At 64.4% G+C, this 15,836-nt stretch carries 13 protein-coding genes; 4 read left to right on the top strand and 9 right to left on the bottom strand.

What is annotated here, in order from left to right:
• Positions 1 to 36: 36 nt before the first annotated feature.
• Positions 37 to 1,035: an ABC transporter permease gene (locus tag GB927_RS10020; RefSeq protein WP_256116609.1), complete on the top strand. Its 999-nt coding sequence runs from the start codon at positions 37 to 39 to the stop codon at positions 1,033 to 1,035.
• On the opposite strand, the gene GB927_RS10015 is transcribed toward GB927_RS10020, so the two are convergent.
• From GB927_RS10015 to GB927_RS09985, 7 genes are all read right to left on the bottom strand, one after another.
• On the bottom strand, positions 1,023 to 1,709 hold the full coding sequence (locus tag GB927_RS10015) for a spermidine synthase (RefSeq protein ID WP_256116607.1): 687 nt from the start codon (positions 1,707 to 1,709) through the stop codon (positions 1,023 to 1,025). The genes GB927_RS10020 and GB927_RS10015 overlap by 13 nt on opposite strands.
• Before the next feature lie 103 nt (positions 1,710 to 1,812).
• The gene (locus GB927_RS10010; protein WP_256116606.1) at positions 1,813 to 3,306 is read right to left on the bottom strand and encodes an ABC transporter permease; all 1,494 of its coding nucleotides are present in this window, start codon (positions 3,304 to 3,306) and stop codon (positions 1,813 to 1,815) included.
• Positions 3,303 to 4,388 carry a quaternary amine ABC transporter ATP-binding protein gene (locus GB927_RS10005; protein ID WP_256116603.1) on the bottom strand — a complete coding sequence of 362 codons (1,086 nt, stop codon included), beginning with the start codon at positions 4,386 to 4,388 and terminating at the stop codon, positions 3,303 to 3,305. Before GB927_RS10005 ends, GB927_RS10010 begins: the two co-directional genes overlap by 4 nt.
• Before the next feature lie 12 nt (positions 4,389 to 4,400).
• On the bottom strand, positions 4,401 to 5,366 hold the full coding sequence (locus GB927_RS10000) for an ABC transporter substrate-binding protein (protein WP_256116602.1): 966 nt from the start codon (positions 5,364 to 5,366) through the stop codon (positions 4,401 to 4,403).
• A 110-nt stretch (positions 5,367 to 5,476) separates the two neighbouring features.
• On the bottom strand, positions 5,477 to 7,051 hold the full coding sequence (locus GB927_RS09995; protein ID WP_256116601.1) for a trimethylamine methyltransferase family protein: 1,575 nt from the start codon (positions 7,049 to 7,051) through the stop codon (positions 5,477 to 5,479).
• A 3-nt stretch (positions 7,052 to 7,054) separates the two neighbouring features.
• On the bottom strand, positions 7,055 to 9,511 hold the full coding sequence (locus tag GB927_RS09990; RefSeq protein WP_256116600.1) for a GcvT family protein: 2,457 nt from the start codon (positions 9,509 to 9,511) through the stop codon (positions 7,055 to 7,057).
• Between the two features lie 2 nt (positions 9,512 to 9,513).
• Positions 9,514 to 11,982 (bottom strand): GcvT family protein, encoded by a 2,469-nt coding sequence (locus GB927_RS09985; protein WP_256116599.1) that lies wholly within the window; start codon positions 11,980 to 11,982, stop codon positions 9,514 to 9,516.
• A 72-nt stretch (positions 11,983 to 12,054) separates the two neighbouring features.
• On the opposite strand from GB927_RS09985, the gene GB927_RS09980 reads away from it, so the two are divergent.
• Together GB927_RS09980 and GB927_RS09975 are read left to right on the top strand one after the other, a co-directional pair.
• Entirely contained in the window at positions 12,055 to 13,029 is a 975-nt protein-coding gene (locus tag GB927_RS09980) for a LysR family transcriptional regulator (protein WP_256116598.1), read from the top strand.
• A gap of 98 nt (positions 13,030 to 13,127) precedes the next feature.
• On the top strand, positions 13,128 to 14,450 hold the full coding sequence (locus GB927_RS09975; RefSeq protein WP_256116597.1) for an aspartate aminotransferase family protein: 1,323 nt from the start codon (positions 13,128 to 13,130) through the stop codon (positions 14,448 to 14,450).
• 72 nt (positions 14,451 to 14,522) lie between these two features.
• On the opposite strand, the gene GB927_RS09970 is transcribed toward GB927_RS09975, so the two are convergent.
• Positions 14,523 to 14,987, bottom strand: a complete 465-nt coding sequence (locus GB927_RS09970) for an SRPBCC domain-containing protein (RefSeq protein ID WP_256116596.1) — start codon at positions 14,985 to 14,987, stop codon at positions 14,523 to 14,525.
• A 2-nt stretch (positions 14,988 to 14,989) separates the two neighbouring features.
• Positions 14,990 to 15,340, bottom strand: coding sequence for an ArsR/SmtB family transcription factor (locus GB927_RS09965; RefSeq protein WP_256116595.1), 351 nt, complete (start codon positions 15,338 to 15,340; stop codon positions 14,990 to 14,992).
• A gap of 244 nt (positions 15,341 to 15,584) precedes the next feature.
• Here GB927_RS09965 and GB927_RS09960 point away from each other — a divergent pair, with 244 nt between their 5' ends.
• Complete coding sequence (locus GB927_RS09960) at positions 15,585 to 15,812, top strand: hypothetical protein (RefSeq protein WP_256116594.1); 228 nt, start codon at positions 15,585 to 15,587, stop codon at positions 15,810 to 15,812.
• Positions 15,813 to 15,836 lie beyond the last annotated feature (24 nt).

The following is a 15,836-nucleotide window of genomic DNA, read 5'->3' as shown; positions in this document are numbered from 1 at the left end:
GAGGGGTCGGCGTTCCGTGCGAGAGGAGACATTCAGATGAGCGATACCACCATGACAGCCACGACGACAAAGCCGCCCGCAACCAGCACCCGCCGAAGCTCGATGACGGGATGGGTCCTGCACAATGTCGTGTGGATCTGGCTGATCGCGCTCGTCGTGATCTTCGGCCTGTTCAACCAGTATTTCTTCACCCTGTTCAACCTGCAAAACATCATGGTGCAGGCGACCGTGCTCGGCATGATCGCGCTTGCCATGTCTCTGCCGCTGCTGGTGGCGGAAATCGACCTGTCGATCCCCGCCAATGTCGGCTTTTCCTCGGCGCTGGGCGCCATGGCCAACACCGATCTCGGCCTGCCCTTCGCGCTCGCCGCCCTCATCGGCATCGGCGCGGCGACGCTGATCGGCTTCTTCAACGCGATCTGCATCACCAAGCTCAAGATGGTGTCGCTGATCCAGACGCTGTCGATGATGATCATCCTGCAAGGCGCGCTGCTGGCGCTCACGCAGGGGCGCACCATCACCAGTCTCAGCCCCGGCTACGTCTGGATCGGCCAGACGACGCTCAGCGGCTGGCCGCTGATGCCGATCGTCTTCGTGCTGGCGATCCTCGGCATGTATGTGCTGCTGCGCCATACCGTGCTCGGGCGCTCGATCTTCGCGGTCGGCGGCAATCAGGTGGCGTCGAATTCCGCCGGCATCCGCGTCGACCGGGTGAAAATCCTGTCCTACACGATCGCCGGTTTCCTGGCGGGCGTCGCCGGCTACCTGCTCGCCTCGTGGCAGATGGCGATCACCTCAAACCAGGGATCGAGCTACCTGCTCTACGCCATCGCAGCACCGATCATCGGCGGCGTCTCGGTTTTTGGCGGGCGCGGTAGCGTGATCGGCGTTCTGGGCGGCGTGCTGCTGCTGACCGTCATCCAGGTCGGCCTCGCGATCATCTCCGTGCCGTCCTTCTATGTCGGCATGATCGGCGGCATCATGATCTTCATCGCCGTCGCCATAGACGCCGTGCGCGTGCGCTACTTCGGCTGAGACGGCTTTGTCGCCACCCACAGGACATGGCGGGCGCCACCGCGCTTGCCATTGGCCCGCACATTCACCTCTTCGGCGGCGAAACCGACGTCGCGCAATCGGCGCGTAAAAGCGCTATCCGGCGCGGACGACCAGACGGCAAGCACGCCTCCCGCGCGAAGGGTGAGCTTTGCGGCACGAAGACCATTGTGGTCATAAAGGCTGTCGTTGGAGGCGCGCGTCAAGCCGTCGGGGCCGTTGTCGACATCCAGCAGGATGGCGTCGTAAGCGTCCTTCCTCGAACGGATCAGCGCGCCGACATCGCCGACATGAACGTGGACGCGTGGATCGTCGAGCGTGCCCTGGTGGATATCCGCCATGGGTCCGCGCGCCCAATCGACGACTGCCGGCACCAGCTCCGCAACGACGACGCGGGCATCCTCGGCCAATACGCCAAGGGCGGCGCGCAACGTGAACCCCATGCCGAGGCCGCCGATCAGAATGCCGGGGTTTTTCCGACCCGCAATCCGCTCGCAGCCAAGCGTCGCGAGCGCTTCTTCCGAGCCGCTCAGCCGGCTGTTCATCAACTCGTTCGAGCCGAGCATGATGGAGAATTCGCTGCCGCGCCGCTTCAGGCGCAGATCGCCGCCATCACCGGGAATCGTTGCGCGGTCCAGCTCAATCCAGGGAAGCATCGGGATATCTCATAACGTTGTTTGCACGGCCTCCTAGCATGGGCGCCGTGCCGAACGCATCCCATTATCGGTGAATCCGAGAGAATTGGACGTGCTTGCCCAATCAGGAGCGCGCCTTGCCCTGCACGATCCGATCGATGATCATCGCGCAAAGAAGAATGGCAAGCCCGGCCAGCAGGCCCTGGCCGACCGCTGCATATTGCAGCGCGTTCAGCACGTCCTCGCCCAGCCCCTTGGCGCCGATCAACGAGGCGATGACCACCATCGACAGGCACATCAGGATGGTCTGGTTCACGCCGGCCATGATCGACGGAGCGGCGAGCGGCAGGTCGACGCGGGTCAGCAGGAACCAGCGGGTGGCGCCATAGGCTTCGGCCGCCTCGCGGATGCTCGCCGGCACGCCCTGCACGCCGAGCGCGGTGAGGCGCACGACCGGCGGCGTGCCGAAGACCAGCGTGGCGATGACGCCGGGCGGCTTGCCGATGCCGAAGAGGGCGATGACCGGGATGAGATAGACGAAGGCCGGCATGGTCTGCATGAAATCGAGGATCGGCCGGATCGCCGCATAGACGGCCGGGCGCCGCCCGCACCAGATGCCAAGGGGAATGCCGATCAGGAGACAAAGCACGGCCGAGGTGCCGAGCAGGGCCACCGTTTCGAGGCTCTTCTCCCAGAAGCCGAGCACGGCGAGATAGGCCAGTGCCGCCGCGGTGAAGATTGCGACGCGATTGCCTGCCAGTTGCCAGGCGAGAATGACGATCATCGCCATGGTGACCGGCCACGGCATCGTCGTCAACGCACTCGCCGCAGCGTCGAGCACGATGTTGATGAGGCCAGTAATGGCGGAGAAGACGGCCTCGCCGGATTTCGACAGTCCGTCCAGCGCGCGATCAAGCATGGCAGCGACGAGACCCTGCCATTCGCGATTGACCGGGGCGGTCGTCAGCCAGGACGGCGGCGCCTGTGCGGCGACCCGCCAGGCGACGAGTCCGTAAGCGAGGAAACAGAACGCCGCCGCGAGCAGCGCGCCCGCGCGGTGGAAGCCGTGCCGCAGCGTCCGGTTGGAGCGCCACCTATTGAACCGGCGCTCCAGCAACGGATTGGCCAGCACACCGACGAGGAGTTTTCCGATGAGCAAGGTCAGCAGGCCCGCGCCGATCAGCATCGGCCCGCGCGCCTCCGCGGCCTCGGCCTGCCGGGCGGCATTTTCCGCGGCAACCTTGAGGCCATCGGCGGAGCGCAGCATGCTGTCCGCGCTGCTCTCGCCCGCCGTCTTGGCCTTCTCCGCTTCGACCCGCCGCTCATCGGCTTGCTTGAACAGGCGCTCGGCGCGCACGCGCTGCTCGCCGCCGAGATTGCCGGCAAAGCCGGTGGCAAGCTGGGCGACGGCGAGCGTTTCTAAAAAGAGGGCGAGCCAGAAGAGGACGGGGATGTTGCGGGCGGTCGCCCAGATCGGCCCGAGCAAGGCGGCGGCCCAGTTGAAGGACCAGGTGAAGCCGGCATGGCTGCGGATGCGGGCGAAGACGCGGGCGTAATAGTCCGCGCCCTGCCGCGTGAATTCCCTGACCAGCCCATCCTCGGAGGAAATCTCGCTCATGATGCCTCTCTCCGCTTCAGCCCGTTGAGAATCGCCGTCCGGTCGATGAGGCCGACGATCGTGTCCGCCTCACGCACCGCGATGTCGCCGGAATGGCTGGCGGCGATCTCGACGAGGTCGCCCAGTACCTGGTCGGGACGGACCGAGGGTAGCGCGTTGAGGTCGGCCGGGTGGCGGTCGCCGACCGGCACCATGATGCTGCGCGCCGTCAGGATGTTGAGGCGGGAAATCTCGGCGACGAATTTCTCGACATACTCATGCTGCGGCCGGGTGACGACCTCCTCCGGCGTGCCGACCTGGAGGATCATACCGTCCTTCATAACCGCGATACGGTCGCCGATGCGCACGGCCTCCTCAAGATCATGCGTGATGAAGACCACCGTCTTGCCCATGGCAGTCGAGAGCGACAGGAACTCGTCCTGCAACTGCCGGCGGATCAACGGGTCGAGCGCGCTGAACGGTTCGTCCATCAGAAGGATATCGGGATCGGCCGCCAGCGCGCGGGCAAGCCCCACGCGCTGCTGCATGCCGCCGGAAAGTTCATGGCAATAACGGTCGCCCCAACCGGCGAGGTTGACCTTTTCGAGCGCTTCCTCCGCAATGTCGAAGCGCTTCTGGCGCGAGGCACGCTGGATTTCCAGCGGTAAAGCGACATTGTCGCGCACGGTGCGGTGCGGCAGCAGGCCGAAATTCTGGAACACCATGCCGATCTTGTGGGAGCGGAGAGAACGCAGGTCCGCCGGCGATTTCGCCATGACGTTCTCGCCGCCCACAAGGATCTCGCCGGCCGTGGGTTCCAGAAGCCGGTTGATATGCCGCACCAGGGTCGACTTGCCACTGCCGGAAAGGCCCATGACGCAGAAGATCTCGCCGCGGTCGACCGACAGGTTGACGTCGGCGACCCCGACGACGCAGTTGAAGCGCTCGGCGATTTCCTGCTTGCCCGCCGCACCGGCGCGCAAGGCGGCAAGCGCCTCGGCCTGCCGCTCGCCAAAGATCTTCCAGACGTTGCGCATGACGATCAGCGGCTCGCCGCCCTCCGTCATGCGTCCGTCTGCATCAGCCCTCTGCCGATCGGTCATCGGGCCGCCCGGTCAATGGCCGAACCACTTCGAAACCGTCTCGGTATTCGCCTTGATCCAGTCCTTGGCGACATCCGGCGCCGGCTTCTTGTTGACGATGATCTCGTAGGCCATCTTGCTGACGTCCTCGGGCTTGAAGCTCATGCGTTCAAGAGCTTCGACAAGCGCTGGCTGGCGTTCCGCAAGCGAGGCAGCATAGCCGATATGGACGGTCGTCGTCGCATAGCCGGACGAGACCTTCGACTTCTCGAACCATTCCGGATCGTCGTTCGGCTGCACGACGACATATTTCGCCGGGTCGTTCTTCGGCTCTTCCAGCATGGCGAGGTCGTAGAGCGCGAAGTTCTGGTGCGGGCCGTAGCAATAACCGACCCACGGCTTGTTGGCCTTGGCGGCGCGGTCGAGGGATGCGGTGGCGACGGCCTCTTCGGTCACCTGCTGATCGAAGAATTCGGCAAAGCCGTAGTCGCGCGCCTTCACCTTCTCGATATTGGTCGATTGCCAACCGGAGGCGCCGAGCCAGATTTCGCCCTTGCCGTCGCCGTTGCTGTCGAACAGTTTGGCATTTTCCGGGTTGGCGAGATCGTAGACGCTCTTGATGTTGTGGTCGGTGACGGTCGTCTTGGTGACGCAATATCCCTGAACTGCTTCGTAGCCGTTCTTCGCCAGCTTCACCGTCTTGTTGCCGTTGACATATTTGTCGACCAGACCTTGCTGGTTCGGCAGCCAGACATCCGGCCAGATATCGACCTCGCCCTTGTTGCGGTCCATGGCCTCCCAGATGACGGGCACGGCCGTGGTCGTGACGGTCGAGACTTCGAGGCCGAGTTCCTGTTCGGCGGCGGCCTTGATGACGTTCATCACGGCGGTCGCCGTGGCATAGTTCGGGTCCGGCATCGTCACGTCGGCGGCCAGGGCCGGAGCGACTCCAGCGGCCAGCAGCGAGAACAATGCAGTTGTGAGAATGCGTTGGCCCATGTGGTTCCCCTTTTTGTAGAGCTCTTTAATAAAGTATTGAGATCGCTGGTCCGCTTCCAACGGAATTGGAATCATTAGCCAAACTGATCGGCGGCATTAGTGCCCGCCTCTCAGTAGTAGTTCTGGTCCGGCATGCTTCCCTTGCGCCTGGCGATGAAGGCTTGCAGGGCCTCGTCGATGGCGGGGTCGAGGCCGGGGTCCTGGTAGCTTTCCAGCAATTGTTTCCATTTGCGGTTCGCGCGCTGTGCCGCATCCAGCCCGCCCTCGGAACTCCATTGCTCGAAGGAATTGTTGTCGGCGATGGTGGAGAGGTAGAAGGCGCTCATGAAGTTCGACTGGGTGTGCGCACTGCCGAGGAAGTGCGACCCGGGGCCGACCGCGGCGATGGCATCCAGCGCCTGGGCATTTTCCGAGAGATCGATACCGTCGAAGAAGGCAGAAATCTTGCCGCAGAGATCGGCGTCGATGACGGTCTTTTCATAGCCCGTCACCAGCCCGCCCTCCAGCCAGCCGGTCGCATGGTTGACGATGTTGGCGCCCGCCAGCATCGACATCATCAGGCCCCAGGTCGCCTCCTGCTCGGCCTGCGCATCCGGCACCTTCGAGGCCGACAACGTGCCGACGGTGTGGAAGGGCACGCCGAGCCGGCGGGCGAGCTGGCCGCAGGCAAGCACCATCTTGGCGGCCTCCGGGGTGCCGAAAGTCGGTGCGCCGGATTGCATGGAGATCGTCGAGGCGAAGCTGCCCATCAGGCACGGCGCACCGGGATTGATGAGCTGGACGAGGCAGAGCGTGGCGAGCGCTTCGGCCAGCACCTGCGCGACGGTGCCCGCGACCGTGACGGGGCTCATGGCACCGGCAAGGGTCCAGGGCGTACAGGCCACGGGCTGGTTGTTGCGCGCATAGACCTTCAGCGAGCCCGACATGTTGGCGTCGAGCACCAGCGGCGCATTGGTGTTGCTGACATTGTAGAGCACGGCATTGTTGGCGACGAACGCCTCACCGAAGACGATCTTCGCCATATCCACCGCATCCTGCGCCCGCATGCCGCCGATGAAGGCGCCCATGAAGCAGCGGTCGGAATGGCGGATATGGGCGTAAAGCATGTCGAGATGCCGCTTGTTCGCCGGCAGGTCGACGGGCTCGCAGACGACGCCGCCGGAATGATGCAGATGCGGAATCATCTGGTGAATCTTGATGAGATCCTGGAAGTCAGCATAGGTCGCGTAACGGCGGCCGCGGTCGAGATCGTGCACGAAGGGCGGCCCCCAGGCGGGGCAGAGCACCGTGTTGTTGCCACCGATCGTGACCGTATTGGCGGGGTTGCGGGCGTGCTGCTGGAATTCGCGCGGTGCCGTCGCCTGGATGATCTTGCGGCACATGCCGGGCTCGAAACGCACGCGCGTGCCCTGCACATCGGCGCCGGCATTGCGGAAGATGTCGAGGATTTCCGGATCGTCATGGAATTCCATGCCGATCTCTTTCAGCAGCCGGTCGGCATTGCCCTCGATCAGGTTGAGACCTTCCTCGTTGAGGATCTCGAAGGGCGCAAGCTTGCGGCTGATGAAGGGTTTTCGCGGTGCCGCCGCATTGGCGCGCTGCTCCACCCGGCCCGACCGGCCGCCGGTGCGGGAACGACCGCGCTCCGGCACCGTGTCCGAAACGCTCTCTTTTGTCGTGTCCATGGCTCAGCCCACTTTCTTGATTTGCTGCACCGCGGCTTCGATGCCGCGCGGCTTGAGATTTTCGGGGTCGTAGGGTGCCGCCTTCAGCTCCGTGATGGCGAGATCGCGGTCGATGACGCGGATGTGCATCGGCGCCGCCGTCGCTTTCGGCGTGAGATAGGCGAGCACCAGAGGCTTGCCGGTGCGGAAGCCGTAGGCGCCGGACGTCACAACGCCGACGGCCTGATCGCCCTGCCAGACGGTGTGGTTGTAGAAGGGCAACGAGACGCCATCTTCCTCGACGGAAAACAGCGCCATCCGCCAGGACTTTTCGGAGGCGGCCCGCTCCAGCATCGCCTCGCGGCCGATGAAGCTGCGGCCCTCCGTCCGCACCAGCGCCTCTAGCCCGGATTCAAGCGGCGTGCGCTCCGTCGTGAGATCGGCGCCCCAGCCGCGATAACCCTTTTCGAGCCGCATCGCGTTGACGGCATAGATACCAAAGGGGGCGAGGCCGAAGCTTTTGCCCGCCTCCGACACGGCCCTGTAGAGATCGCCAAATCGATCGAGATCGGCATGCAGCTCCCAGCCCAGCTCGCCGACATAGGAGACGCGGAGTGCCAGCACCGGCACGAAGGCAACCGTTATCTGTTGGGCGGCCAACCAAGGAAACGCGACGTTCCAAAGGTCCGCATCCGTCAGCGCCTGCAACAGGTCGCGCGACTTCGGTCCCATGACGCCGAGGATGCCGCGCTTTTCCGTGAGGTTCTCGATAGTGACACCGGCGCCTGCCCGAGACCGCAGCAGATCCTCGTCATGCCGTTCGGCAAAGGCGGCGCTGGTGAGGTAGTAGCGATCCTCCGCGAGCCGCGTGACGGTGAATTCCGAGGCGACGCCGCCGCGCGAAGTCAGCGCATGGATCAGGCCGATCCGCCCGTCGCGCGCCGGCGGACGGTTGGAGCCGAGCGAGGCCATGAACTCCGCGGCACCCGGCCCGCTGACCTCGAATTTCGAGAAGGCGGAGAGATCGACGCAGCCGACATTGTCGCGCACGTTGCGGCATTCGGCGGCCACCGTCTCGAACCAACCGGGGCGGCGGAAGGTCAGGTCGGGTGCCGCATCGTCCTTGGCGAACCAGTTGGGCCGTTCCCAGCCATAGGCGGCGCCGAAGACGGCGCCCTCAGCCTGCTGCTGGTCATAGGCCGGCGTTGCGCGACGCGGCCGGCCGGCCTCGCGCTCCTCATAGGGAAAGTGGATGCCGAATTGCAGGCCGAAGCATTCGACGGCCTTGTCGATGCGATAGTCGCGGTCGGCGAAATTGCCGAAGCGGCGGCCGTCGATCGCCAGCGCATCGCGCGGCGGCGCGGCGTCGACGATCCAGTCGGCGAGGAAGGCGCCCGCCCCGCCCCCTTCCATGACGCCCATGCTGGAGCCCGTCAGCAGCCAGCCGTTCGGCACCCCGAAGGCCGGGCCGACCATCGGGTTGGCATCCGGCGTGAAGGTGATCGGGCCGTTGACGACCGTCTTGATGCCGGCATTGGCGAGCGCCGGCACGCGCTCCATCGCCATGGCGATGATGTGCTCGATGCTGTCGAGATCCGGCGGCATCAGTTCCATGCCGAAGGCCGGCGGAATGCCGTCGACGGCCCAGGGATGGGCGGTCTTTTCATAGGGGCCGACGATATAGCCGTCGCGCTCCTGGCGCAGATACCAGCTTTCCTCGGGATCGCGGATGATCGGCAGTTCCGGTTCGCCGGCACGGATGCGCGCGACGATCTCCGGCACCTCGGCGGTGACGACATATTGGTGCAGCATCGGCACGACCGGCAGGTCGAGGCCCATCATCTGGCCGATCTCGCGGCACCAGGTGCCGGCGGCGTTGACGACATGCTCGGCGACGATCGTGCCCTTGGCCGTCTCCACCAGCCATTCGCCCGCGGCGTTCTTGCCGAACGACAGGACGGGATTGTGGCGGACGATCTCGGCGCCCAGATTGCGCGCCGCGGTCGCCATCGCATTCGTGGCGAGCGTCGGGTCGACGTGGCCATCATTGGGCTCGTAGATCGCGCCGATGATGCCGTCGAGTTCGACTAGCGGATAGATCTCCTTGAGCTGCTGCGGCGTCAGGATTCGGAACTCGTGGCCGACGAAGTCACCGATGCCCTGGACGTGGCGGAACTCGTTCATCCGCTCTTCCGAGCGCGTGACGCGCAGCGCGCCACTGGCGTGGAAGCCGGTCGGCAGGCCGGTCTCGGCCGTCAGACCCTCGCGATACATCCGGATCGAATGCGCCCGCATTTCCATGATCGTGGCGTTGTGGGCGAAATGCGTGCAGAGACCGGCGGCGTGCCATGTGGAGCCGGCGGTCAACTCGGTCTTCTCGACCAACATGACGTCGCTCCAGCCGCGTTTTGCCAGATGGTAGAGCAGCGAAACGCCCATGGCGCCGCCACCGATGACCACGACCCGTGCCTGTGTTCTCATGTTCAACTCCTCAGCCGGGTCCCGGCAGCGTCATAGGGAACCTCCGCAAGCGGCCGCAGATGATGGCGCTGGCCCGCGATGGCGATTTCATAGGTGGATGTCAGAAGCGCCTCGCGCGGCTCGCCCGGCGCGCAGGCGATATAGCCGAGGCAGAGCGCCAACCCGGTGCGAAAACCCTGGCCGCCGGATGTCGTCAGCCCTGCAAACCGGCCGTCCCGGTAGATCGGTTCGTCATGCAGCAGCAGCGGATTGGCGCCTTCAACGGCGAAATGCATTAGTCGTTTGGTGACGCCCTCCGCCTTCTGCCGGCGCAACGCCTCTTCGCCCAGGAAGCCGGATTTCTTCCAGGCGACCGCAAAGCCGAGGCCCGCTTCCAGCGGCGTTTCCTTCGGCCCGATATCGTGGCCCCAGTGGCGATAGCCCTTTTCGAGCCGGCAACCATCCAGGGCATAGTGGCCGCAGGCGACCAGCCCATAGGCCTTGCCGGCCTCCGTCACCGTGGAGAGGAGCTGCTCGGCAAACTCGTTCGCGACATAGAGTTCGAAGCCCAGTTCACCGACGAAACTGACGCGCGTCGCCCGCAGGTTGACCATGCCGATGTCGATGCGACGCGACGTGGAGAAGGGAAACGCCGCATCCGACAGATCATCATCCGTCAGGCTTTGCAAAAGCGCGCGCGCCTGCGGCCCCATCACTGCCAGAACCGCTTCCGAGGAGGTCACGTCGGAGACGATCACCTCCAGCCCGCGATCCTCGGCATGCCGGGCGATCCAGGCGACATCCTTCTGGCGGGTGGCGGCACCGCTGGTGACGCGGAAATGGCGCTCGCCGAAGCGGGTCACCGTGATATCCGCCTCGATGCCGCCGTGGGCATTCAGCATCTGGGTGTAGACGGCCTTGCCTTCCGGCACGTCGATGCGGTTGGCGCAGAGATAGTCCAGCAGCGCCAGCGCATCGCGGCCCTGCACATCGACCTTGGTGAAGGGCGAGAGTTCGAAGAGGCCGACGCCCGCCGCCATCGCCTTGGCCTCGCGCGCCGCAGCCGCCCACCAGTGCTGCTCGCCCATGGCGTAGCGGAAGTCCCGTTCCGTCTCGTCGGCGGCAAACCACAGCGGGCGTTCCCAGCCTGTCGGGGCGCCGAAGACGGCGCCCATCTCGGCAAACTGCCGGTGAAAGGCCGAACGCCGTACATCCCGTCCCGCCTTGGCCTGCTTGTAAGGCCAGTGCATGCGGAAGAGATCGGCAACCGACTCTTCCATCCGCTTGCCCGCGAAGTATTTCGACCCTGCGGACCGGTCGAACCGGGCGATGTCGAGCGCCCAGAGATCAAGTGCCGGCTCCCCGTCGAGCACCCATTCCGCGATGGCCCGGCCTGCACCGGCCGATGACATCATGCCCGTCGAGTTGAAGCCGGCCGCGACATAGAAGCCTCGCAGATAGGGCGATTCACCCATCAGCGGCCGCGTGTCCGGCGTGAAGCTTTCGGGGCCGTTCATGAAGTGGCGGATGCCGGCATCGGCCAGTTTCGGCACGAGGTTCAGCCCGGCTGTCATGAAGGGTTCGAACTGCTCCCAGTCCTCCGGCAACTCCAGGAACGGCTGCTCGCCCTGCACGCTTTTCGTCTGGAAAAGCTTCGCATCCGGCTCGAAGCCTCCGAGCACCAGCTTGCCGGAATCGCCCTTGATATAGACGCCCTCGTCGAGATCGCGCACGATGGGAAACGGCTGTTCGAGCCCCGGAATCGCTTCCGTCACGACATACATATGCTCCACCGCCTGCAACGGCACGGGCACGCCGGCGAGCGCGCCCACATCCCGCGCCCAGGCGCCGGCAGCGTTGATGACCTTGCCGCAGCGGATGGTCTCGCCCGTCGTCAGCCTGACGCCGGCAACACGGCCATTCTCGATGTCGAAGCCGGCGCAGCCGACATTCTCGCGGATGCGGATGCCGGCCGAGCGGGCGCGCTTGGCATAGGCCGCGCAGATATCCACCGGATTGGCCTGCCCGTCCTCGGCAACCCAGAGCGCGCCGACCAGCCCGTCGACCGAAAGGCTCGGCACGCGTTCGGCAATGGTTGACGGGCCGATCATCTCCACATGCATGCCCGTCACCTCGCCCATATGGGCGATGCGGCGCAGTTCGACCATCCGGTCTTCGTTGCGGGCGAGCCAGAGGCCGCCGGTGCGCTGGTAGCCGGAACTCTGGCCGGTTTTTTCTTCAAGCGCCGGAAAGAGCTCCATCGCATAACGGGCGAGATGGGTGAGGTTGAGGCTAGCGCGCAGCGGCCCGACGATGCCGGCCGCATGCCAGGAGGTGCCGCTCGTCAGCTGGTTGCGCTCGATCAGCACGACGTCGCTGACGCCGCGTTCGGCGAGGTGATAGGCGATTCCGAGGCCGATGACCCCGCCGCCTATGATGACAATCTCAGCACTTTCCGCCACCTGCATTTCACCCCGCTCTTCCGTCGGCATGAGAATTCAGGGAAGGAGACTTGCGTTCAACTCGATTTTCGCTTCATTAGAAAAACTGATGGTGTCAAACAGATGATGGCCTCCATGCTCAAGGGCAGCTTCGATTTCAACCTCTTCCGTGCTATCGAAGTGTTTGCCGCGGTTGTCGAAACGCGACATGTGACACAGGCCGCGCAGATGCTCGGCATCACGCAGTCGGCCGCGTCCCAGCACCTGAAAAACCTTGAGACGGCCCTCGGCGTGAGCCTCATCGACCGCAACATTCGGCCGATCGAGCTGACCCGGGCCGGCGTCGCGCTCCACCGCCGCTCGATCGCGATCCTCAGCGAGGTCGAAGAACTGCGGTCGGATGTCCGCCGGCTCAATTCCGCGCCTTTGCCGCTCCTGCGCATCGCCATGCTCGCCTCGATCGCGACCACGCTGGCCCCGGCTTTGTCGGTGCTGGCACGCGACGGCTTCAACGTGCCGGAACTCAGCCTTTATGCGGGCCTCGCGACCGATCACATCAACCTGCTGCGCGCCCGCAAGGCCGATCTTGCGGTGACGTCGAGCGAGATGTTCGAGGTCGAGGGCCTGATCCGCTTTCCGATCATGACCGAAAAATTCGTGTTGGTGACGCCGAAGGGTTTTGCCGGCGATGTCAACGATATTCACAAGCTCTCGAAGAAGTTGCCCTTCGTGCGCTTCAGCCGCGAGACGCCGGTCGGCATGCGCATCGACCAGCATCTGAGCCGTCTCCGGATCGAAATCCCGCGCGGCATGGATGGCGACCGGTCGAGCGTCGTCATGGCACCGGTCGCAAACGGCATGGGTTTCACCATCCTCACGCCGACGCTTTTGATCGACGGCCTGGCGGAGGGCATGGAAATCGGCGTGCATCCGCTGCCCTTTGCCGGCTTTTCCCGCAGCCTGAAGCTGGTTGCGCGCGAGCGGGAGCTCGGGGAGATTCCGGAAGCCTTCGCCCGGCGTTCCGCAGAGGTGCTGTCGGAGACGATCACGCGCCGGTTGCCGCAGCTGGCGCCGGACTATTGCACCATCGACATCTGACGCTAATCAGCTTCATCAGTTTCTCTGATGCAGTGGTTTCGCCGTGACAAGGTCGATCGTTCGGTGATTTCATGCCCGCATCTCACGAGGAGCGCGTCATGAACCAGGCCCAACTTCCGCCCGCGATGGACATCGATTGGTCGACCGACGGTATCGTCGCGCGCCGCGAACGGTATTATGCCGCCTCGCAGCGCAAGTTCGTGCCGTTCAAGGATCCGCTGATCATCAAGCGCGGCCGCGGGCAATATGTCTGGGACGAAAACGATAACAAATACATCGACCTGCTCGGCATGAACCTCTGCATATCGGTTGGCCACGCTCATCCGGAGGTCGTGCGCGCCGCGACGGCGCAGGTGGCGGAGCTCACCCATTGCACGACGATGTTCTATCATCCAGTGCCCGCGCATTATGCCGAGGAACTGGCGGCGACCATGCCGAAAGGCCATGAGTGGGTCGTGCATTTCACCAATTCCGGCGCCGAGGCCATCGACCTCGCCTTGCTGATGGCGCGCGCCCATACCGGCAATATCGACATGCTGGCGCTGCGCTCCAGCTATCACGGCGCGACCTTCGGGGCGCAGGCACTGACCGGCATCGCCGGCTTCCGCCACAACGTGCCGCAGCTTGGCGGCGTCACATTCGTCGCGGAGCCCAACCAGTATCGCGGCATCTATGGCGAGGGCGTAGAGCCCTATCTGGCGGAGATCAAGCGCGCGATCGACTATTCGACCAGCGGGCGGCTTGCCGGCATGATCATCGAGCCGGTGCAGGGTTATGGCGGCATCGTGCCCATGCCGAAAGGCTACATCAAGGGTGCTGCCGAGAAGGTGCGCGCCGCCGGCGGCCTCCTCATCATTGACGAGGTGCAATCCGGCGTCGCGCGCACCGGCGACGCCTTCTGGTCCTTCGAATCGCACGATGTCGTTCCTGATATCGTCGTGGTCGCGAAGGGCGTCGGCAACGGCATTCCACTCGGCGCGGTCATCGCCAAGCGGGACGTCGCCGAATCGATGGCCGACAAGTTCCTGTTCCACACCTACGGCGCCAATCCGGTGGCCTGCGCTGCCGGCCGCGCGGTGCTCAAGGTCATCCGCGAGGAAAAGCTCCAGGAAAATGCCCGCAAGGTCGGCGGTGCGCTCAAGGCACGGCTCACCGAACTCAAGGATCGTTTCGAGCTGGTCGGCGACGTGCGCGGCGAAGGGCTGATGCTGGCGATCGAGCTCGTCAAGGACCGGCAGACGAAGGAACCCGCCCCGGACGAGGCGCTCGCCGTCTTCGAAGCGACCCGCCGCAACGGGTTGGTGGCAAGCCGCTCCGGCCCCTACCGAAACGTCATCCGCATGTGCCCGCCGCTCTGCCTGTCGATGAGCGACGTGGACGACGTGATGGACCGCTTCGTGCGCAGCTTCGAGGCGGTGTAAAGGGTCAACGCGAGGATAGCACCTGCATCCTCGCACTCGACAATCGCGGCCACCGTATAGGGATGGATGGCCTCAGAACAGGTTTTCCAGCCGCTTGTAGCTGTCTTCCATGCCGTGCTCCATGCCGGTTTCGAGCATTGCCTTGCGCGTTTCGCCATCGGGCAGGTGCATGCGCATGGTCATCAATGTGCCGCCGTTATCAGCCTGGAATGTGGTTTCGACACGATTGTCCGGGGTCGGATCGGGCAGATGCATGCGCTCCACATGCACGATGCGGCTAAAGGGCACGACCTCGATGAACTCGCCAGTCAGATGGAAACCATTGCCGTTGCCGTCGCTCCACTCGTAGCGGATCTTTCCGCCGGGCCGCGCGTCGTTGATGCATACCGGCATGGTCCAGCCGTCCGGGCCAAGCAGCCATTGCTGCAAGAGTTTCGGCTCGGTATGCGCCTTGAAGACGGCTTCCGGCGGGGCGGCAAAGCGGCGCGTGACGATGACGTCGGCCTCGCCGTCGGTGGTGAGCATGAGCCTGGGCATGATTACTCCTTGTTCTCGGTTTTGGAGGGATCGTTTTCGAGTGACATGGTCGCGAGAAGCCGGTCGAGCCGGCCGTAATTGGCTTCCAGAACCCGGCGCAGCATCGCCAGCCATTGCTCCAGCTCCTCAAGCGCCGTGGGCGCCAGGCTGCAATGACGTCGGGTTCCTTCCGCGCGACGCACGATCAGACCGGCCCCCTCCAGCACTTTGAGATGCCGGGAGATGGCGGGCTGGCTCATGTCGAAGGGCTGCGCCAGTTCCATCACCGTGGCTTCGCCGGAAGCGAGCCGGGCAAGAATCGCCCGACGCGTCGGGTCGGCCAGAGCCGCAAAGGCGGAATCAAGATCGGTCACGGCATGTCCTCAAAAATAATAACATACTTGTTATATAACAGATCTGTTATTGTCAAGGCTATATCGAAATCCGCGCAGGCCGGCGAGCCGCATTGCGCCATCCATGAGAACCAACGTCTTGTGCCCACTCAGGAAAGGGCAGAAAATTGTCGATGAGTTGACCGGATGGCATGGTAGTTTGGATAGACATTTGCAGCCGGCGCCGAGCGCAGCCGAGCGACCACGGTGAGACGGAGTTACAGCATTGGATGAGGAAAAGGAGGGCGTGACGGCCCTCATGAAGTCGGCGATCGAAGCGCCGAAGCGGGACAACACTGATTATCACAACGCCATCGCGGAGGTCCGGCGGGCGTTTGCCGAGGCGGATGCGGCCTTGGGGCCGGAGATGCTGGTCAGCACGAAACGCAAGTGGAAGCGAAACGGCAACTACGTCGTGAAAGTGACATTCAAAACGAGAGCCTCGGGCGACTGAGCTGAGCCTGCCCGATGGAGGGAT

Origin of the sequence: Shinella lacus (genome assembly GCF_010994755.1) — a bacterium.
Lineage (GTDB): Bacteria > Pseudomonadota > Alphaproteobacteria > Rhizobiales > Rhizobiaceae > Shinella > Shinella lacus.
The sequence above is the reverse complement of the archived record's forward strand: the minus strand, read 5'-3'. Positions and strand labels throughout refer to the sequence as shown.